Here is an 18205-nt window from a genome sequence, read left to right as displayed (position 1 = left end):
CAGTCGCGCTAGCCGCTGACGGTAACTCACTCGAAGGCGATCACGCCGCGGATGTTCTTGCCGGCGCGAAGGTCTTTCATGGCCTCGTTGATGTCATCGAGCTTGTATTTCTGCGTGACCAGCTCATCGAGCTTGATCAAGCCGGCCTCGTACATCGACAGTAGCTTCGGCATGGCCTCGCGCGGGTTCATCTCGCCATAGAGCACACCTTTGAACGTCTTGCACGAGCTGACCATGTCGCCGAGAAGCATCGGCACCATCATGTCGGTGATCTTGGCCATCCCGGTCAGCACACACGTTCCGCCCTTGCGCAACAACATCATCGCCATCAATACCATGTCCACGGGCACGACCCCGGGTGTTAGAACGACCCGGTCGGCCATCACACCCCAGGTGATTTCCTTGACCAATTCCAGCGCCGCAGCCGTGTCGGCTGCGGTATGGGTGGCACCGAAAGTCGGTGCGACCTTGCGTTTGAACTCGTTGGGGTCGACGGCGATGATGTGCTTGGCGCCCGCGACCTTCGCGCCCTGCACGGCGTTCATGCCGATTCCGCCGACACCGACCACGACGACGGTGTCGCCCACTTCGGTACCTGCCGCGACGGACCCCGATCCGAATCCAGTTGTCACACCGCAGGACACCAGGGATGCGGCCTCCAGGGGGATCCAGTCATGCACTTTGACTAGCGAGCGTTCGGATGCCACAACGTATTCGGAGAACGTGCCGACCTGCATCATAGCCATGAGGTCCTCGTCTCCGAGGTGACGGCGCCGGGTGCCGTCCGTGGTCATCGCCTTGCTGTAAATGTCGGCGCCAACGTCGCACAGGTAGGTGTAACCGGTGGTGCACCACCGGCAATTGCCGCAGGCGGGCAGAAACGAGATTGCCACGTGGTCACCGGGTTTGAGTGTGTTGACCTCGGGGCCGACCGATTCGACGACACCGGAGCCCTCGTGGCCACCGAGCATCGGGAACCATTCCGGCACCGGAAGACCGGAAGCCCGCATCATCTCTTCCATCTCGGCGGTCGGCACACTGTCGCCGGTGTAGAAGTGCTCATCGGAATGACAAACTCCCGCGTAGGCCATCTTGACCAGCACTTCGCCCGCGTGCGGCGGATCGAGCTCTACTTCGGTGACTTCCCAATCCACACCGACACCGCGCAACACCGCTGCTTTGGACTTCATCGCGCCTCTTTCGTTAGGGGAATCGCATTACTGAGCAGGCCAGCCGACGGTCTTTGTCTCGGTGAAGATTTCGAGCCCCTCGATGCCGCACTGCCGGCCGACGCCGGATTGCTTGTAGCCGCCGAACGGCGCGTCCGCGCCGTACCAGAGTCCGCCGTTGATGCCCATGGTGCCGGTTCTGATCCGACGGGCGACGGATTTGGCGCGGTCGAGGTCGTGGGCGAATACGACGCCGGACAGGCCGTAGATCGATTCGTTGGCGATGCGCACGGCGTCGTCGTCACCGTCGAATCCGATGACCGACAGTACTGGTCCAAAGATCTCTTCCTGCGCGATCGTCATTTTGTTGTTGACGTTGGCGAACACGGTGGGCTCGACGAAGTAGCCCTTCGGCAGATGCTTGGGTATCCCACCCCCGGTGACGAGCCGGGCGCCTTCCTGCTTGCCCTGATCGATGTAGCCGAGGACCCGATCTTGCTGCTTCTTGGAAATTAACGGCCCTTGCAGCACCGACGGATCCGTGGGGTCGCCGTATTTGTTCTTTTCCATTGCGGTCTTGACGATCTCGACTGCCTCGTCGTAACGCGAGTTGGGCACCAACAGCCGGGTGGGCATGGCGCAGCCCTGCCCGGCGTGCATGCAGATGAAGGCGCTGCCGCCCACCGCGCCGCCGATGTCTCCCTCTTCGTCAAGGACGAGGTACACGGACTTGCCGCCGAGCTCGAGAAAGGTGGGCTTGACGGTCTCGGCGGCGGCGGCCATGATGCGGCTGCCGGTGGCCGTCGAGCCGGTGAACGCCACCATATCGATCAGCGGCGACATCGAAATCGCCTCGCCAACAAGGTGGTCCGACGATGGGACGATGTTGATGACGCCGGGCGGGATGTCGGTGTTTTCTGCGATTAGGCGGCCGATCCTCGTAGCGTTCCACGGTGTGTCCGGGGCGGGCTTGAGCACGCAGGTGTTGCCCATCGCCAGGACGGGGCCGATCTTGTTGAGGATGATCTCGAAAGGGAAGTTCCACGGAGTGATGACACCGACGACACCGATCGGCTCCTTCCAGACCTCGCGGGTCGTCAGGCTGCCCATGCCGAATGCGTCCTTATCGGGAAGCGAACGCTTCCAGACGAATTCGCCGATCATGTCCGCGGGCCAGGTAAGGGCCTCGCGGAGTGGCACGTCGAGTTGCGGACCGTAGGTGGACAGCACCGGACAGCCAACCTCGGCGACGAGTTCGCTGCGCAGGTCCTCGCGTTCGGCTTCAAGCGCCGCCTGCAGTTGGCGCAGTCCCGCGGCGCGCGCATCGCCATCGCGCGACCACTCGGTGTTGTCGAACGCGTGCCGGGCCGCGGCGATGGCGCGTCCCATATCGGCGCGCGTTCCATCGCTGGTGGCGCCGAGGATCTCTTCGGTCGCCGGGTTGATGTTGTCGAACTGCCGTCCGGTCTCGGACTCGACGAGCTTGCCGTCGATCAGCATGCGCGACTCGTGGTTCACCATTGCCGAAGTTCCTTCACTGCGTCGGAGGCGCGCGGGGCCAGGGTCAGGTAAGGGATGAAACTGCTGCTGCCGCAACGGATGACGGCGTTGACTACTTCGGTCAGATGCTCGACGTCAACCAGACCGCCCAGCATGTATTTGTTCTCCATCCAGTACTTGATGGCCGATTCCAGAACGTCGGGGTCCCAGGCTTTGTTGAACTCGGTCTGCGCGTCACCGGTGCCGCCGAGGCTGTCACCTACGGCGAGACGGGTGAAGCCGATCTCCGGATGCTCGATGCGCCAGGCCTCGACGAGCTTGTCCAGCGCACCCTTGGTCACCGCATAGGCTCCGAGCATCGGCCACGGGGTCGTGTAGGACGCACTCAGCGACGATAGGTACACGGCCGAGCCGCCCGCGGCGGCCAGATGCGGCGCGGCGGCTGCCGTGACGAGCGAGGCGCCGGTGACATTGGTGGCGAACAACTGCGCCCACTGTTCTGCGGTCACCTCGCGCAGCGGCGCCAACACGCCCATACCGGTGGTGTACACCAGCGCGTCGAGACCGCCGAGTGCACCGACCACTTCGGACATCGCCTGCTGGCAAGTCTCGGTTACCGTGACGTCGCAGGCGACGGCCACGGCGCCGTTGCCGGCTTCCTTCGCGGCGTCGACCAGCCTGTCGTATCGACGTGCCAGCAGTGCGACGTGCGCGCCCCGCCGGGCGAGTCCGATGCCGATGCATCGACCCAGACCGGCGGAGGCGCCCACGACGGCGACCCGCAGCGGACGTTGTTCGTTGTCAGACATCGAGCTTGGCGCTAACGGAGCCGAGGGTCGCGCCCACAGCGCGTTCGAACCGGCCGTGGTCGAAGCTGCGGATCGCGACGTCGTGATCAGCGGCTTCGGCGCGCAGGGCGCTGACTGTGCACTGTTCGCGGGTGCGGTGTGCAAACGGGTCGAACGAATACCAACGGCAAGCGTTCTCATAGGTGATTTTGTTGATCTCGTCGTCGGGAAGCCCGGCCATGACCAGGGCGAGCTCCTCGGCGGCTGCGGGCCATGACGAATCGGAGTGCGGGTAGTCGCATTCCCAGGCGATGTTGTCGATCCCGATGTCATGGCGCAGCTTGACGCCGACCGGGTCTGCGATGAAGCAGGTCAGGAAGCGCTCGCGGAACACTTCACTGGGCAGTTTGTCGCCAAAGTCCTGGCCGGTCCATAGGTGATGCATTTCGTAGGTGCGGTCGAGCCGGTCGACGAAGTAGGGGATCCAGCCGGTGCCGCCCTCGGAGAGGGCGAAGCGGACGTCGGGGAACTCTTTGATGACGCGCGACCATAACAGGTCGGCGGCGGCGGAGCAGATATTCATCGGCTGCAAGGTGATCATCACGTCGATTGGCGCGTTGTCGGCGGTCATCGTGATCTTGCCTGAGGACCCCAAGTGGACCGAGAGCACAGTGTTGGTGTCCGACAGCGCCCGCCACATCGGATCCCAGTACTCGTCGTGGAAGCTCGGGAATCCGAGCGTGGCGGGGTTCTCGGTGAAAGTCACGGAGTGGCAGCCTTTATCGGCATTGCGCCGGATCTCTTTGGCGCACAATTCCGGATCCCAGAGCACGGGCAGTCCCATCGGCAGGAAGCGCCCCGGGTACGTGCCACACCACTCGTCGATGTGCCAGTCGTTGTATGCCTGAGTAACGGCGAGCGCGAGGTCCTTGTCGGTGTGGGTGGCGAACAGCCGGCCCGCGAAGCCGGGGAAAGAGGGAAAGCACATCGAGCCGAGCACACCGCCGGCGTCCATGTCTTTGATCCGCTCGTGGATGTCATAGCATCCCGGTCGCATCTCGTCGAAGGCGGTGGGCTCGACGCCGTACTCCTCGCGTGGGCGACCCGCGACAGCGTTGAGGCCGATGTTGGGAATGATCGCACCGTTGAACGTCCAAACCTCCGAGCCGTCGGGTCTGCGGATGACTCGCGGCGTCTGGTCGGCGTACTTGCTTGCGACTCTGCCTTCGAACAGGTTCGGGGGCTCGACTAGGTGGTCGTCGACGCTCACCAGGATCATGTCTTCGGGCTGCATGGGTCTCCTTGAACAGACGATGAGAGCGAGATTATCAGGAAAGGGGAGGGGCTATTTCGAGTTATGGAAATATTCGTTTCCGCACGGCGACGCTGATTTGCACGCAGGAGAAGCAACGATCACCGCCGCAGGACTTTTTGGGGCTCGACGGCAAATGAGAGCAGCAGTCGGTCGAGGATCTTGGCGGCTCGCCGGCGTGCTCTGGTGGGGTTCGCGGCATGCGCCACTAGCAGCGAGGCCTCCTCGAGCGCGGCGACGAGCATGTGGGTCAGCTCCCCGACGGGCTGGTCGTCGATGATGCCCTCGGCGATCGCCTCGCGGACCACGTCATTGATGAGGGCGATGCTGTTGCCCTCCTGGATTTCGCGCAGGGTCTGCCAGCCGAGTACTACCGGTCCGTCGACGAGTATCACCCGCTGCACTGCGGGCTCCTGTGCCGCTTCGAGGAACCCATGCAGCCCTCTTGTGAGCCGTTCCCAGGGGTCCGCCCCCGGCGGGGGAGCGGCGATGGATCGAAGCGTGAGGTCGTTCTCGACATCTTCGAACACGGCGCGAAACAGCTCGGCCTTGTCCTTGAAATGGTGGTAGAACGCGCCCCGAGTGCCGACGCCCGACTTGGTCACGATGTCGCTGATGCTCGTGTTGAAGAATCCATGTTCCACGAAGAGTTCACGACCCGCTTTGATCAGGTCCAGCCGGGTCCGCTCGCCTCGGGCCCTCCGCTCGTCGTCAGCCCCACCGCGCTTCGCCATGCCGACGATCGTAGCAACATTCAGCATGTATGTTGAGTGCTCGGGGCGGACCGTTGTCAGCGGACGATCCCGCGAACGGTCATCAGTCCAAGTTCGGCGTGGGACTTGAAACCCGGCGGGGCGTCGCAGATGGCGGGAATGGAGTTCACGGGTTCCATCGCGGTCCAGGCGTAGCCGATGTAGCCGGGCTTCGCGTGATCTCGTGCATCCTGGCTGCCCCGCAGGATCAGCTCGGTTCCTGGGTCGCCCTCGATCACCACGCGGTAGTGGTAGTACGGCTCCCAATCGGGCTTCGGCTGGATGGCCTCGTGTTCAACGAACGCGTAGAGCTCGTGCAGCGTGATGAACGGCCTGCCTTCCACCCACGCCGTCCAGGCGTGATGCTGGGACGCGACAGTGCCCTTCTTGATCACACCCCTAAGGCCCGGCATGTCCATGTCCGGGGTTCCCTCATAGGGGATATCGCGGGTGGCCGTGCCCAACTCGACGTTTGTCGTGAATTTCTCCACGGTTTTGCCGAGCCCTTCGACGACCATCGTCAGCGACTGCGCGAATAACGACCACGCATCTTGGAAGAGATTGCGCTCCGCGAACTCGGCCGGGGTTTTTCCGAACCCCATCTCGTCCAAATACTTCAGGGTGTCCTTGTTGAAGTTCACCGCCTCGTAGATGTGGATGTGATCGGTCTTGCCGACGATCCGCGCCAGCGTCAGAACGAGCAAGTCCGCCGCGTAGCCAGGGTGGATGCCACCCCCGTGGAACGAAGTACCGCCGTCTTGGCACGCCGCTTCGATCTTGTCGATGTCCGCGCTGTTGGTTTCCGTCCGATGCCACCAGGCGCCACCCGAGGCGACGACGCTCTTTCCCCCGCGGAGCAGCCGGCAGATCTCGTCGATGTCCGACCACAGCGGGGCGTAGAACACGCAGTCCGCATCGAGGGCCTCCAGGGCAGACTTGTCGGTGGTTGCGAGCACGCCGATCGGCGCCACCCCGACGAGCTCGCCCGCGTCCCTGCCGACTTTCTCCGGACGATTGCAGAGCACACCGACCACTTCGTAGAGAGGATTGTGTGCGAAGTGCCGCAGCGCCAGCGTCCCGACATTGCCCATGCCCCACTGGATCACGCGATACCGCTTCTCAGCGGCCGGAGTCCCGGATGCCAGCGGCGATGCAAGTGTCATCATGTCTCCCTTGGGCGGCCCGTACGCGAAGCTAACACGACGAAAGGCGGATATGCCATTTTTGGAAATGATTGTTCTCGGGTGGTGGCGAGTCAACAACCTTCATCCGGTATGTTGCCGCTATGGCAGACGGCGAGGTTCGCGCGTACGGTTCGGTCGCTCCGCTGAAAGTCGGCTTGCTCAATGACTATCCGACCACCGGCGACACGGACGACGACACCGTCGACGCGTTGCGGCTGGTGATGGACGAAGCCTTGTCCTCCGGGCTGCTGGATCGGCCGATCGAACTCGTCACGCGCAACGTGGTCGGCTTGCCGAACGGTGCCTACCTCGCGGTCGAGCGGGCCTTCGACGAGCTCGTGGGGGAGGGTTGTCTGGCCATCTATGGGCCGTGGGTATCGGACAATGTGGTGCCGTTGCGTTCCCACGTCGAGGCCACCGCTCGCGTTCCGATCGTCACCCTCTCGGGTTCGGAAGGTGCGCTCGGCGAGTGGTGCTTCGCGCTGAACAACGGCTCGATGCCGGAGGAGCCGGTGATGCTGGCCGCGGTGATGATCGGCGATGGCCGGTCGCGGATCGCCATTGCCTACGAGTCGTCGCTGATCGGCAAGGAGTATCTCGGTTTTGCGCAGCGGGCCTACGACGCCGCGGGGTTGAAGGTCGTTGCCACCGTGGCGATTCCGCAAGTCGAAGCCGACAAATCTGAAGCGGCTACGGCGTTGCGCGCAGCCGAACCCGACGCGCTGGTGCACGTCGGGTTCGGGCATGGGCTGTGGGGGTTTACCGATGCGCTGCTGGCCGCCGGGTGGGATCCGCCGCGGTACACGACGACGGCCTTCGAAATGGCCCATATCAATGCGGAGTGGAGGCGGCACCTGTCGGGCTGGATCGGCCTGGACAGCTACGACGAGCGCAACACCGTCGGTCAGGCCTTCCTCGACCGCTTCGAGGCGAGATACGGTCGTCGGCCGGGACATTCGATGCCTGGGCTGTCGCACGATGCGGCCACCGTGATCGTGCGCGGCCTCGCGGCGGCGCGCCCGCTGACCGGGGAGGGAGTGAAGAACGGGATGGAGCAGGTCAAGCTCGTCCCGTCGGCCAGCGGCGCTCCCGGAACGTTCTTGCGGTTCGGCCGTTTCATCCGACAGGGCTGGATGGGGTCCGACTATCTTGTGGCCCGACGGGTGCTGCCGGATGGCAGTGCGCACGTCTTCCATGCGGCGCCCAGCGACCACATTGCCCGCGCGGTCACCCGCGCCTCACGCTAGCTGGATAGCGCCGAATACCGGTGCGGTCACGATGCCGGGCGGTTGGGCAAGCACATAGGGAATGGCGTTAACCGCACCCATCGCGATCATCAGATGGCCGGGCATGGCGTGCTGCCCCGGTTGCGTCGAGCCCTCAGATCCGACGTCGAGCGCAAGTTCGAAGCTCGGCTCGCCCTTGATGATGGCCCGGATCAGCGGCGCCTTCTCACCGGGCGCCAGCGGCGCCATGCCCCACTGGGGAAGGTCGCGGGTGAGCACCCACTCCTCGTGGATGGCCAGCAGCGCGCGCCCTGACCAGTGCCCCACCCAGGAGAAACGTTGCCCAACAACCGTTCCCGCCCCAATCGTGCCGGCAAGGACCTCGATGTCGTGGGGCAGTGTGGTGGCGTCGACCGCGATGTCGATGTGCGACAAGGTGATCCCTAGGACGTCGGCCGTGGCATTGAGGGCCTGGCGATAGGCCATGTCGAGCTTCTTGATGATCGGGGAATCGATGCTGACGTCTTCCGGCGGTCTGCCCATGCCCATCAGGTCGACGAGCATCGGTCGGCTGTCGACGGCTGAAACGTCGGTGGCCTCGTAGAGGTCGATGCGGTTGATCGTCTTGCTCAGCCCTGTCACAGTGGCGACGAGTCGCTCGAACATGAACCCGGGGTTCTCGCCTGCGGCGTGGAACCGTGACCCGCCCTGCCGGCAGGCATCGACGAACGCCGATTCGGTCTTTGCACCGTAGGTGGGTAGGTGGTTGTACGACGTGGTCGTGATGACGCTACTGCCTGCCGCCAGTAGGCGGCAGATGTCCTCGGCATTTGTCTCGACGACGTGAGCCTTGCTGGCCGTGTGCACGACGACGTCGGCGCCCAGCGCGACGATCTCGTCCTTATCCGCCGTCGCGATCACGCCGGTCGTCGGCGGCAGACCACAAAGGGCGCCCGCATCGAGACCCGTTTTCGCCGGGTCGTACACCAGCACGCCCGCCAGCTGATAACGAGGATTCTCGATGAGCTCCCGCAGCGCGGCCCGGCCCACGGCGCCGGTCGCCCATTGCACGACTCGGGTAACCAATCAAACGCTCCAGGTTGCGCTTTCGTGATGTTGCGGAGTTTCTGGTTCCTTCAACCTACATCATGTAGGTTTGCAACCGACAGCATGTAGGTTGGTGGAGCTTGTGAGGTGGCAGGTGCCTGATCCGACGGTTACTGACGACATCGAGCAGCGCATCCGCGAGGCGCAGGAGAAGTTCAACGTCGGGATGGGCGCCGACGGCGACGCGACCCCCTATCCGCTGCTGCGCGAGTTACGCCAAAAGGCGCCCGTTCACCCGGGCTGGCCGGAAATGGGGGTTCCCTGCGAGGGACCCGACGGCAAGAAGACGTTCACGGCCTACTCCTTCGACGCCGTCAAGGCGGTTTTCACCGACAACATCACGTTCAGCACCCGGATCTACGAGGACATGGTGCGACCGTTGCAGGGTCCGACGATCCTGGAGATGCAGGAGCCCGAACACGCCACCTACCGCAGGTTGCACGAATTCGCGTTCGCCAGGTCGTCGATGAAACGTTGGGACACCGAACTCGTCGGGCCCCTGGTGGATCGCACGATCGCGAAGTTCCGCGATGGCAAGCGTGTCGATTTGGTCCAAGCGGTGTTCATGCCGATCCCGGTGCGGATCATCGCGGCCCTTCTCGGGTTGCCGGAGTCCGATATCGGCCAGTTCCATCGGCTGGCCATCGACCTGTTGGGCTTTCGCGCCGACATGGAGACCGCGATGAAGGCGTCGGCAGAGATGAAAGAGTATTTCATCGGCGTGCTGGCCGACCGGCGCAAGTCGCCGAAGGACGATATGGTGACCATCCTGTCGCAGGCCGAGATCGACGGCGTCAAAATGTCAGACGAGCAGATCTACGGGTTCATGCGCAATCTGCTGCCCGCTGGAGCGGAGACCACGTCGCGATCGACGGCGAGCCTCGCGTTGGCTCTGTTGACCCACCCCGATCAGCTCGACGCGGTGCGTGCCGACCGCAGTCTGTTGCCGCAAGCGATCGAGGAAGGCATCCGGTGGGAGACGCCGCTGCTGAATTTCATCCGAGAGGTCAGCACCGATACCGAATTCTTCGGGCTGCACCTTCCGAAAGGTTCGACGATGATGGTGAACCTCGGCAGTGCCAACCATGACGAGACGCGCTGGGCGGACCCCGAGACCTTCAACATCTTCCGGGAGCGCAAGCCGCACATCGGGTTCGGCCACGGTGCCCACTTGTGCCTGGGGATGCACTTGGCCCGGTTGGAGAGCACCAAGTTCTTCAACGCGCTGTTCGACGAATTGCCGGGGTTGCGGCTCGACCCCGACGCCCCGCCGCCCTATGTCAGCGGCACGCTGTTCCGTTCGCCGCCGCGCCTGGACGTGGTGTGGGATTGAACGGACCGACTGACATGACTCGTGTGATCCAGTGGGCGACCGGAGTGACCGGAATGATGTCGTTGCGCCACGCGTTGGGCCGCCCGGACCTGGAACTGGTCGCTGTGCGGGTGTACGACCCGGCGAAAGCCGGACTCGACGCGGGCACCCTGTGCGGGGTCGCGGAAGCGGGAGTGCTGACTTCTGCCGATCGTGACGCCGTCATCGGTACCGATGCCGATGTGGTGCTCTACATGGGGAAGGTGGAGACCGATACGCCCGGCTGCTTCGCGGACGTCTGTGATTTGCTGGCGTCGGGCAAGAACGTGGTGGCCACCGGCAGCCGGTTCGTCCATCCCCGCTCGCTGCACGAATCGCTGGCCGATGGGATTGAAAAGGCTTGCTGCGCGGGCTGTTCATCGTTTCTCGGGCTCGGCCTCTACCCGGGCTTCGTCGGCGAGTCGCTGGCGCCGATCCTGTCCCGGCTTACCGAACGCACCGACCGGATCAGTGTGCGGGAGGTGCTGAACTACTCGACCTACGCCAGCCACGATCTGATTTTCAACGCGATGGGCTTCGGCCATGCGCCCGATGACACCACTCCGCTGTTGACCAACACCGACTACGCCGCGAGCGCCTGGATCGGCAGTGCGACGGTCCTCGCGCAGGCCCTCGGGCTCGAGATTCGGTCCGTCGAGGGGTTCCGCGAGGTCGCGACGACGCCGCGGGCGCTGACGGTGGCTGCCGGGGAGATCCCCGCGGGCACCGTCGGGGCGATGCGCTTCGGCGTCGTGGTCGACTGCGGCCAAACCGCGCTCGCGGTCGAGCATCTCACCAGGATGGCCGATGATCTGGCGCCCGAGTGGCCGACGGAAATCGGTTATCAGGTGGCCTTCGAGGGCAAGCCCAACATGAGTTTTCATCTCGTGATCGGCTCCCACGAGGAGGATCACGCCGAGCAAGGCTGCCTGGCCACCGCCATGCATGCCATCAATGCCATCCCGGCAGTAGTTGCTGCTCAGCCCGGGCTCTATGACCTCTCGACGATCGCCCCGTTCGTCGCGCACTGGACCGAGCGCGGCGTCGTGCCCACAACGTAGCTGTCTGCGGGAGGCTGAAAATGATCTCGTTCACCGATCGGGTCGTCCTGGTCACCGGCGGTGCCCGCGGTCTGGGCGAGGCGTACTGCCATGAAATGGCCCGTCGCGGAGCCTCCGTGGTTGTTCATGACAGCGGTGTCGAAACCGATGGAAGCGGCGGCGATCCGGACCCGGCCGACGACGTCGCCGCGGCGATCCGTGCCGCGGGCGGACGGGCGGTCGCATGCGCGTCGGACGCCAGCACCGAACAAGGCGGGCGGGCGGCAGTCGACCTTGCTGTCAAGGAGTTCGGGCGATTGGATGCGATCGTCGCCAACGCCGGCATCATCCATGACGACCCGCTCCCGGACTGGCCGACCGAACGCTTCGAGGCGCTGCTGCGCCATCACGTGTTGGCTGCTTTCCATGTTGTCCGACCGGGTTTCGCGGTGATGCGGGACGCCGGATACGGCCGATTGGTATTCGTGTCCTCCGCAGCCGGAGTCTTCGGGCAGCCAGGCTTGACGGGATACGCCGCGGCTAAGACGGGGGTGCTCGGTTTGATGAACGTCGCGGCGCTCGAGGGTGCCGCGTACGGGATACACGCCAACGCGATTATGCCGATGGGCGACACGCGAATGGCCATGGCGCTCATGGGGGAGGCGGGCCGCACGGCCGATGCGCGGGCATTCCTGGAGACGTTGCGACTCGATCAGGTAGCACCTGTGGTCGCCTTTCTCGCCAGCGAGCACTGCACGCTGACGCACAGGGTTCTCAGCGCCTTCCGTGGACGGGTGGCTGCGCTGCAGATCGGCGTGACCCGTGGCTGGTTCGGCGCCGGCGGTGCCTTCGACGCCGAGGACGTAGCGGCCAACCTCGACCGTATCCTCGATCCGTCGCAGATATTCGTGCCCGGCAGCATTTTCGACGAAATGGAGCATGCTTTCGCGGCCGTTGCGGTCGACTCGCAAGCGGGATCCTGACCGGGCAGTACGGACGCCGCGAGGTCAGTCAGGGATGTCGATGGGCCGGTCGCCGAAACCCGTATAGCTGCGGATCAGCGGCAGATCCGCCATGGTGGCGAAACCCGGGGGCGCGGAACATATTGCGGGTATGGCGTTGACGACCTGCATCGCCACGGCGACGAGACCTGCCCGCACATGCTCCTCGACTGAAGCTGGCCGCGAGTAGCTGGCCAGGCAGAAGAAGTGCACACGCATGGATGGGTCGCCTTCCAGCGTGAGGGTCCAGCCGTCATCCGGTTTGGGCCAGTGCGCCGGGTACTCGCCACCGACCGTCCAGAGCGTCTCGAACTCTATGATTGGTTCGCCGCGACGATGTCCGACGAAGTTCCAGCGCTGAGCGGCCGTCGTTCCGGCGCGCACCTGATGGTCGAAGATCTCGAAGTCCTTGGTGGCCGGCACCGCGTCAACTGTGACCGCGACATCGTCGATCGCCGCGTTCAATGTGTCGGCGATGAACCATGTCTGCTGGGTGAACAGGGACGTGTTGAACGTCAGGAACTCGTTGGCCGTCGGGGTGATGTCCTGGGTCGGTCGTCCGAACCACATTCCGTCGAACGTTATCTCGGTGCTCTCCCAGAGCGACCAGTCCGCACGCTCCTGCAAGGTGAAGCGGCCGATAGTGCGGCTCATGCCGGACAGAGCCAGTGGCAGCACACCGGACAGGTTGCCCGGGTTGAGACCGCTGGCATGGATCGTGCTGTTGCCTTTCGCGCAGGCCGCCTGCAGCCGTCGGCGGTCGGCGTCGCCGATCCGCCGGGGGTGGAACAGGAATGAGACGGTGGCGACGTCCTTTCCGCTTTCCAGCAGCGCGCACACGTCATCCAGGTTGGTGAATGACGGCGCGTAGAGCACGATGTCGGCGTCCAACGCCAGGATCTCGGCGACATCGGTGGTGGCGGTGACGCCGACCGGCTGTCGGTCGACAAGCGTGCCGATGTCGATTCCGTTCTTGAACTCGGAGTACACTCGCGCCCCGACAAGTTCGAGGTCGGGTCGGTAGTCGAGGATCGTGTTGACCATCTCGGTGCCGACGGCACCGGTGGCCCACTGGATGACTCGAAGCCGTCGGGAACTCGTGGTCATTTCTGAACTCCCTTCTCAGCCTTTGGTGATCGCTGCTCTGCCCGCGTCGCGAATCTGCCCTCTCGGAGAGGTCAGATGAAGTCCGATCCCCCGTCGACATTGACGGTGGCTCCCGTCACGTAGCCGTTTCGCCGGGACGCCAGATAGGAGGTGACGGAAGCGATCTCCTCGGGCAAGCCGGCGCGACCGACGTCGCACGGATGGCCGTAAGTTTTCTCGACCCACGTCATAACATCTTTTGGATCGGACGAGTCCAGCCCGTCGGCGGCCAGCATGTCACGCAGGATCTCGGTGAAACTCGCCGTCACAATGGTGCCCGGACAAACGCAGTTGACCAGGATGCCCTCGGCACCAAGGCTTTTCGACAGGTTCTTGGTGACGCTCGACAGCGCCGACTTGGCGGCCGTGTAGGCGACCAGACGCGGGCTCTGGCGCTGGATTGAGTGCGCCGACAGCGTGACGATGCGCGCCCACTCGGCCGACCGCAGATACGGCAATGCGGCCCTAACCGAGCGCACGGCGGACAGCGTGCCTAGGTCGAATGCAGCGTGCCAATCGTCGTCGCCGAGATCCTCGAATGCGCCCGCGTTCGGGCCGACCGTGTGCACCAAGACATTCAGGCTGCCCCAGGCGTCACCAACGGATGCGAACGCCGTTGCGATGGATTCGGCGTCGGCCATGTCTACGCTGATGGGGAGTACCTCGGCGGCCCCTGCAAGACGGATCTGCTTTGCAGCCGAGTCCAACGCCGCCCGGCCGCGCGCCATGATCGCGACGGAAGCGCCTTCGGCCCCGAGGCTCTCGGCGATCGCCAGCCCCATCCCCTTGCTGCCCCCGGTCACGACCGCCGTGGCGCCGTCGAAACCAAGATCCATTGACTCGTCCGTTCTTACGCGGTTGGGTGACGGTTTAACGAGTCTTGACGATTCGCGGCGCGAGGTGCACGATCTCGCTGACGACGGTGGGGTTCGCGCGCGAAATGGCGATCAGCGAAAGCATGGCGTTGGCCACGTCTTCGACGGTAGACATCTCTTCCGGGATCTGGCCTCCGCGCGCCCACGCTCGGTACAGGTCGGCCAGCAGTTCGCGGTCGGCCCCGCGCAGGATCTCAGTGTCACAGGTGGGGCCAACGCTGACCCGGACCACCGCGAGTTCGGGATGCTCGGCCCGCCAAGACCGCAAGATCTCGTCGAGTCCGGCCTTGCTCGCGTGGTAGGCGGCAACCCCCGCACGGGGCCGGCCGACGTCGTGGCTCGACGCGACGACGATCGTGGCGTTGTCGGCCAAGTGGGGGAGTGCCGACCGCAGTACGTGGGAGGCTCCGACGGCATTGACGGCGTAGGCGTGCAGCCAGGTCTCCACATCGGTGTCTTCGATCAGCGCGAACGGCACGACGGCGCTGGTGAACACCACCGCGTCGAGCTTGCCGAAGTTTGCGGCGACTTCGTCGATGACGGTTTCTACGGCGTGCGCATCCGAGACGTCGAGTTCATGCGCCGATCCGTGGAGCCGATCGGCCAGTTTCGAGAGCAGGTCCACCCGCCGTGCGGCAAGCGCCACGTTGGCGCCCCGGGAGTGGGCGGCAATTGCCAACGCCTGGCCTATGCCGGAGGACGCTCCGATGATCAGCATCCGCGTCCCCGCGATGTTTGAGTGCCGGTCGCTCATAACCCGCTTCCTCTAGCTGAGCCTGAATAGAGTTACCGGGATTCTCGCATATGAGAATTGATATTCTCTACGCGGTCGGATCAACTGCGCTCCGCCGCTGGACACAGGAGGCTCCATGATCGACTTCAACGGCAAGGTGGTGCTTGTCACCGGCGGCGGGGCGGGCATCGGTCGCGCCACGATGACGGCGTTCGCAGACCTGGGCGCGTCGGTCATCGCACTCGAGGTCGACCCCTCGCGGTCGGATGACCTACGCAGCCGGTTGGGTGACCGGGGGCTGGTGGTCACGGGCGATGCGACCGCCGCTGCCGATGTCACGGCTCTCGCCGATACGATCGGCAATCGGTACGGACGCCTCGACGTGCTGGTGAACAATGTCGGCCACTTCATGACGCGACCGACGCCTTTCGAGCGGCTCACCGACGAGCAGATCGACGACATATATCGGGTGAACCTGAAACACATCTTCCTGGTCAGCCGCGTGATGCTGCCACTGTTGCGTGCCGCTGCCAGCGGTGCGAGCATCACGAACGTCTCATCGATCGAGGGATTCCGGGGGATACCTCAGTTTGCGGTATACGGCGCCTTCAAGGCTGCGGTGACCGGCTTTACGATGAGCCTTGCCCTCGAGTTGGGCCCGGAGGGCATCCGGGTGAACGCCGTGGCGCCGGAAACCACTGATAGCGCCCAGGTGCCGCTCGACCGCATGATTCACGAATCGCAGCGGCACAATATTCCGCGCTGGATTCCGCTGGGCCGGTTTGGAACCCCGCAGGACATCGCGGGCTGCGTGCTGTTTCTCGCGAGCCCGCTGGCCGCCTGGGTTTCGGGGAGTGTGGTGCATGCCGACGGCGGTGCGTTGGCCGCCGCGGGGTGGTATCGCGACGACGAGGGGACGTGGACAAACATGCCTGTCATCAAAGGCAACAGCGGAAAGCCCGCGCAGACGGTGGGCTGACGCCGGACGATCCTGGCGCAAGTCTTGTTTGCGGTTTGCGATAACGCCTATTCTCAACCGGTCGGATGTGTTTTCGCGACAGATGCAAGAAGGGAGTATCAGGCTGTGACATGACGAACCCGGTTGACTGCAGTACCGATTCGGCTCCCGTCGAGCCGGTTGAGGCAGGCGGTTCGCTAACGTCGTCCAGGGCCGGGTGGGGGTTCTTCATCGTCGCCTACCTGGTATTCGCAATTGTGACCGTCGCGACCATCCAATCGGGCACTCACGGGGATCCCCGGATTACGAACCCAAACCCGGGTCCAGCGCCGTATCCGCCGTTTCTCGGCTTCGATAACTGGTCGCTGGCCGTCGCCCTGAGCTCAATTCCGATGGCGATCGACCTGATAGGAACTCTGGTGTGGCTCTCGGTGCGACGGCACAAGGTGCACTGGGCCGTGGTGATCGCCTTCGCGGGCCTGATCACCGGCGCTTTGGATCCGTTGGCCAACTGGGCGACGTTCGCGGTCTTCGACCCGCGCATGCTGCACTTTCCCCTGACATGGCCGTACGTGAACATTGCGCCGAACCTCGAGCCGGCGCTGTCCTTCCTCGGGGGTTATGCGGCGTACTACCTCCTCATGGGGTTGGGGATTTTGCAACTGCACGACCGATTCTTGGGTCCGATTATGCGGCGCTCGAGTTGGCTTGCACGCCAACGGCTCGTTGCGGTCTTCCTCGGCGCCTTCGTCATCGCAATACCGCTCAACGGAATCATCCAATTCACTTGGATGAGGTTCGGCATCTTCTATTACACCGAGGCGGTGGGGCCCACGCTCCGGATCGGTCACATCCACTTCCCACTCATCATGGCGGCTTACGACTCGTTCATCTTCGCGATGGTCGCCGTCATGTGCGTACGCGACGAGGGAGGCGAGCTGGTGCTGATCAACCGGATTGCACATCGGCTTCCGAAGTCGCAACCCACGGGGGTCACTCTGACGCGCAAGCTCCTCGTTTCCGCTTCGCTGGGGCTCGTTTCGTTTGCGGCGCCGCTCGCGGTGCTGGCCGCGCTTCGTGCCGCGGGATTGTCCGAACCCGCTTACGAGCAGAACCCGTATCCGAATATCAAGGTATACGACCCTTACGGGCATCTCGAGGAAGCGGGCAAGCCAGGACCCTTTTACAAGTGAGCCACTTCGTTCGACTCGTGCGGGAGCGCGGTCCTGCTACGCCTGGGCGACTCCGACGTCGACGGAAATGGCCGCCGCGGTAACAAATCTCGACTCATCTGAGGCGAGCCACGCAACAGCGTTGGCGACATCGTCGGGCATCGTCACCGCGTTGGGAAGGAGTTGTTTGCTGAAGCCGTACTGAGGATGCGGGTACGATTCCGCTGCCTGCTGCATCGCTTCGATCATCCGCCCACTGCCCATCGGCGTCGCGACCGATCCAGGATGGAGACTGTTCACCCGGATGTCGTACCGGCCGAGTTCCACTGCGAACGAGCGCGCGAGCCCAGTGACGCCGTGCTTACTCGCGGTATAGGCCACCATAAACGGCTCCACCTTCAGCCCCGCCACCGACCCGATGAGAATGATCGACCCGCCCCGCCCACCGGCAATAATGTGCTTGGCGCCGGCCATCACCGTGTTCCAGGTGCCGACCAGGTTGATGTTGATGGTGTCCTGAAAATCGCTGGGGGAGACATGATCCCAAGCGGCCGGGCAGCAGATGCCGGCGTTGGCGACGATCACGTCGAGCCGGCCTAATTGGGCTACGCCCTTGTCGACCGCGGCGCACAACGCGTCGTAATCGCGGGTGTCGGCGATCGCGGTGACGGCGCGTCTACCGTTCGCAGCGACGAGGTCGGCGGTTCCGGCCAACTCCTCGGGGGTGGCCGAATCGTATGGGACGCTTGGCGGCAGCGGGCCCGCGAGGTCGACGAGGATGGTGTCGGCGCCGTCGGCGCTCAACCTGACGGCGTGGGCACGGCCCTGGCCGCGGGCGGCCCCAGTAATGAATACAACCTTGCCGGTCATGTCTGGCACACAGGTACGCTA

The 18205-nt window shown here is 64.2% G+C and carries 17 protein-coding genes; 6 read left to right on the top strand and 11 right to left on the bottom strand.

Annotated features, from left to right (window positions below):
- Positions 1-26: 26 nt before the first annotated feature.
- The 6 genes from BN4348_RS47125 to BN4348_RS47100 all read right to left on the bottom strand — a co-directional run bounded on the left by BN4348_RS47125 (position 27) and on the right by BN4348_RS47100 (position 6684).
- Positions 27-1190: an NDMA-dependent alcohol dehydrogenase gene (locus BN4348_RS47125; RefSeq protein WP_066914590.1), complete on the bottom strand. Its 1164-nt coding sequence runs from the start codon at positions 1188-1190 to the stop codon at positions 27-29.
- Between the two features lie 27 nt (positions 1191-1217).
- Positions 1218-2690 carry an aldehyde dehydrogenase family protein gene (locus BN4348_RS47120; RefSeq protein WP_066914589.1) on the bottom strand — a complete coding sequence of 491 codons (1473 nt, stop codon included), beginning with the start codon at positions 2688-2690 and terminating at the stop codon, positions 1218-1220.
- Positions 2684-3478: an SDR family oxidoreductase gene (locus BN4348_RS47115; protein WP_066914588.1), complete on the bottom strand. Its 795-nt coding sequence runs from the start codon at positions 3476-3478 to the stop codon at positions 2684-2686. Before BN4348_RS47115 ends, BN4348_RS47120 begins: the two co-directional genes overlap by 7 nt.
- Positions 3471-4751: an amidohydrolase family protein gene (locus tag BN4348_RS47110; protein ID WP_066914587.1), complete on the bottom strand. Its 1281-nt coding sequence runs from the start codon at positions 4749-4751 to the stop codon at positions 3471-3473. The genes BN4348_RS47115 and BN4348_RS47110 overlap by 8 nt, the downstream gene beginning before the upstream one ends.
- A 119-nt stretch (positions 4752-4870) precedes the next feature.
- On the bottom strand, positions 4871-5503 hold the full coding sequence (locus BN4348_RS47105) for a TetR/AcrR family transcriptional regulator (RefSeq protein WP_066914586.1): 633 nt from the start codon (positions 5501-5503) through the stop codon (positions 4871-4873).
- 56 nt (positions 5504-5559) lie between these two features.
- Positions 5560-6684 carry an NAD(P)H-dependent amine dehydrogenase family protein gene (locus tag BN4348_RS47100; protein WP_066914627.1) on the bottom strand — a complete coding sequence of 375 codons (1125 nt, stop codon included), beginning with the start codon at positions 6682-6684 and terminating at the stop codon, positions 5560-5562.
- A gap of 122 nt (positions 6685-6806) precedes the next feature.
- On the opposite strand from BN4348_RS47100, the gene BN4348_RS47095 reads away from it, so the two are divergent.
- The gene (locus BN4348_RS47095; protein ID WP_066914585.1) at positions 6807-7952 is read left to right on the top strand and encodes an ABC transporter substrate-binding protein; all 1146 of its coding nucleotides are present in this window, start codon (positions 6807-6809) and stop codon (positions 7950-7952) included.
- On the opposite strand, the gene BN4348_RS47090 is transcribed toward BN4348_RS47095, so the two are convergent.
- Positions 7944-9002 carry an NAD(P)H-dependent amine dehydrogenase family protein gene (locus BN4348_RS47090; RefSeq protein ID WP_066914584.1) on the bottom strand — a complete coding sequence of 353 codons (1059 nt, stop codon included), beginning with the start codon at positions 9000-9002 and terminating at the stop codon, positions 7944-7946. The two genes, BN4348_RS47095 and BN4348_RS47090, sit on opposite strands and share 9 nt — an antisense overlap.
- A gap of 130 nt (positions 9003-9132) precedes the next feature.
- Between BN4348_RS47090 and BN4348_RS47085 the strand changes: the two genes are divergently transcribed.
- The 3 genes from BN4348_RS47085 to BN4348_RS47075 are packed head-to-tail and all read left to right on the top strand — an operon-like array spanning position 9133 to position 12412.
- On the top strand, positions 9133-10371 hold the full coding sequence (locus BN4348_RS47085) for a cytochrome P450 (RefSeq protein WP_066914626.1): 1239 nt from the start codon (positions 9133-9135) through the stop codon (positions 10369-10371).
- A 14-nt stretch (positions 10372-10385) separates the two neighbouring features.
- Positions 10386-11450 carry an NAD(P)H-dependent amine dehydrogenase family protein gene (locus BN4348_RS47080; protein WP_066914583.1) on the top strand — a complete coding sequence of 355 codons (1065 nt, stop codon included), beginning with the start codon at positions 10386-10388 and terminating at the stop codon, positions 11448-11450.
- Positions 11451-11470: 20 nt separating this feature from the next.
- Positions 11471-12412, top strand: a complete 942-nt coding sequence (locus BN4348_RS47075; RefSeq protein ID WP_066914582.1) for an SDR family NAD(P)-dependent oxidoreductase — start codon at positions 11471-11473, stop codon at positions 12410-12412.
- Between the two features lie 24 nt (positions 12413-12436).
- Here the strand turns inward: BN4348_RS47075 and BN4348_RS47070 are convergent, their stop codons facing one another.
- From BN4348_RS47070 to BN4348_RS47060, 3 genes are all read right to left on the bottom strand, one after another.
- Entirely contained in the window at positions 12437-13537 is a 1101-nt protein-coding gene (locus BN4348_RS47070; RefSeq protein WP_066914581.1) for an NAD(P)H-dependent amine dehydrogenase family protein, read from the bottom strand.
- A 71-nt stretch (positions 13538-13608) separates the two neighbouring features.
- The gene (locus BN4348_RS47065; protein ID WP_066914580.1) at positions 13609-14412 is read right to left on the bottom strand and encodes an SDR family NAD(P)-dependent oxidoreductase; all 804 of its coding nucleotides are present in this window, start codon (positions 14410-14412) and stop codon (positions 13609-13611) included.
- A gap of 34 nt (positions 14413-14446) precedes the next feature.
- Positions 14447-15205, bottom strand: a complete 759-nt coding sequence (locus BN4348_RS47060) for an SDR family oxidoreductase (RefSeq protein ID WP_066914579.1) — start codon at positions 15203-15205, stop codon at positions 14447-14449.
- A 115-nt stretch (positions 15206-15320) separates the two neighbouring features.
- Between BN4348_RS47060 and BN4348_RS47055 the strand changes: the two genes are divergently transcribed.
- Both BN4348_RS47055 and BN4348_RS47050 read left to right on the top strand, forming a co-directional pair.
- Positions 15321-16163 (top strand): SDR family NAD(P)-dependent oxidoreductase, encoded by an 843-nt coding sequence (locus tag BN4348_RS47055; RefSeq protein WP_066914578.1) that lies wholly within the window; start codon positions 15321-15323, stop codon positions 16161-16163.
- A 371-nt stretch (positions 16164-16534) separates the two neighbouring features.
- Positions 16535-17335 (top strand): spirocyclase AveC family protein, encoded by an 801-nt coding sequence (locus tag BN4348_RS47050; protein WP_235852770.1) that lies wholly within the window; start codon positions 16535-16537, stop codon positions 17333-17335.
- A gap of 36 nt (positions 17336-17371) precedes the next feature.
- On the opposite strand, the gene BN4348_RS47045 is transcribed toward BN4348_RS47050, so the two are convergent.
- Positions 17372-18184, bottom strand: coding sequence for a mycofactocin-coupled SDR family oxidoreductase (locus BN4348_RS47045; protein WP_066914576.1), 813 nt, complete (start codon positions 18182-18184; stop codon positions 17372-17374).
- Positions 18185-18205: the final 21 nt, after the last annotated feature.

This window comes from Mycobacterium interjectum, from assembly GCF_900078675.2.
GTDB classification, from domain to species: domain Bacteria; phylum Actinomycetota; class Actinomycetes; order Mycobacteriales; family Mycobacteriaceae; genus Mycobacterium; species Mycobacterium interjectum.
The sequence above is the reverse complement of the archived record's forward strand: the minus strand, read 5'-3'. Positions and strand labels throughout refer to the sequence as shown.

Coding starts and splice junctions, on each gene's coding strand:
- BN4348_RS47125 (WP_066914590.1), bottom strand. CDS start 1,190: ATGAAGTCCAAAGCAGCGGTGTTGCGCGGTGTCGGTGTGGATTGGGAA.
- BN4348_RS47120 (WP_066914589.1), bottom strand. CDS start 2,690: ATGGTGAACCACGAGTCGCGCATGCTGATCGACGGCAAGCTCGTCGAG.
- BN4348_RS47115 (WP_066914588.1), bottom strand. CDS start 3,478: ATGTCTGACAACGAACAACGTCCGCTGCGGGTCGCCGTCGTGGGCGCC.
- BN4348_RS47110 (WP_066914587.1), bottom strand. CDS start 4,751: ATGCAGCCCGAAGACATGATCCTGGTGAGCGTCGACGACCACCTAGTC.
- BN4348_RS47105 (WP_066914586.1), bottom strand. CDS start 5,503: ATGGCGAAGCGCGGTGGGGCTGACGACGAGCGGAGGGCCCGAGGCGAG.
- BN4348_RS47100 (WP_066914627.1), bottom strand. CDS start 6,684: ATGACACTTGCATCGCCGCTGGCATCCGGGACTCCGGCCGCTGAGAAG.
- BN4348_RS47095 (WP_066914585.1), top strand. CDS start 6,807: ATGGCAGACGGCGAGGTTCGCGCGTACGGTTCGGTCGCTCCGCTGAAA.
- BN4348_RS47080 (WP_066914583.1), top strand. CDS start 10,386: ATGACTCGTGTGATCCAGTGGGCGACCGGAGTGACCGGAATGATGTCG.
- BN4348_RS47075 (WP_066914582.1), top strand. CDS start 11,471: ATGATCTCGTTCACCGATCGGGTCGTCCTGGTCACCGGCGGTGCCCGC.
- BN4348_RS47070 (WP_066914581.1), bottom strand. CDS start 13,537: ATGACCACGAGTTCCCGACGGCTTCGAGTCATCCAGTGGGCCACCGGT.
- BN4348_RS47065 (WP_066914580.1), bottom strand. CDS start 14,412: ATGGATCTTGGTTTCGACGGCGCCACGGCGGTCGTGACCGGGGGCAGC.
- BN4348_RS47060 (WP_066914579.1), bottom strand. CDS start 15,205: ATGAGCGACCGGCACTCAAACATCGCGGGGACGCGGATGCTGATCATC.
- BN4348_RS47055 (WP_066914578.1), top strand. CDS start 15,321: ATGATCGACTTCAACGGCAAGGTGGTGCTTGTCACCGGCGGCGGGGCG.
- BN4348_RS47050 (WP_235852770.1), top strand. CDS start 16,535: ATGGCGATCGACCTGATAGGAACTCTGGTGTGGCTCTCGGTGCGACGG.
- BN4348_RS47045 (WP_066914576.1), bottom strand. CDS start 18,184: ATGACCGGCAAGGTTGTATTCATTACTGGGGCCGCCCGCGGCCAGGGC.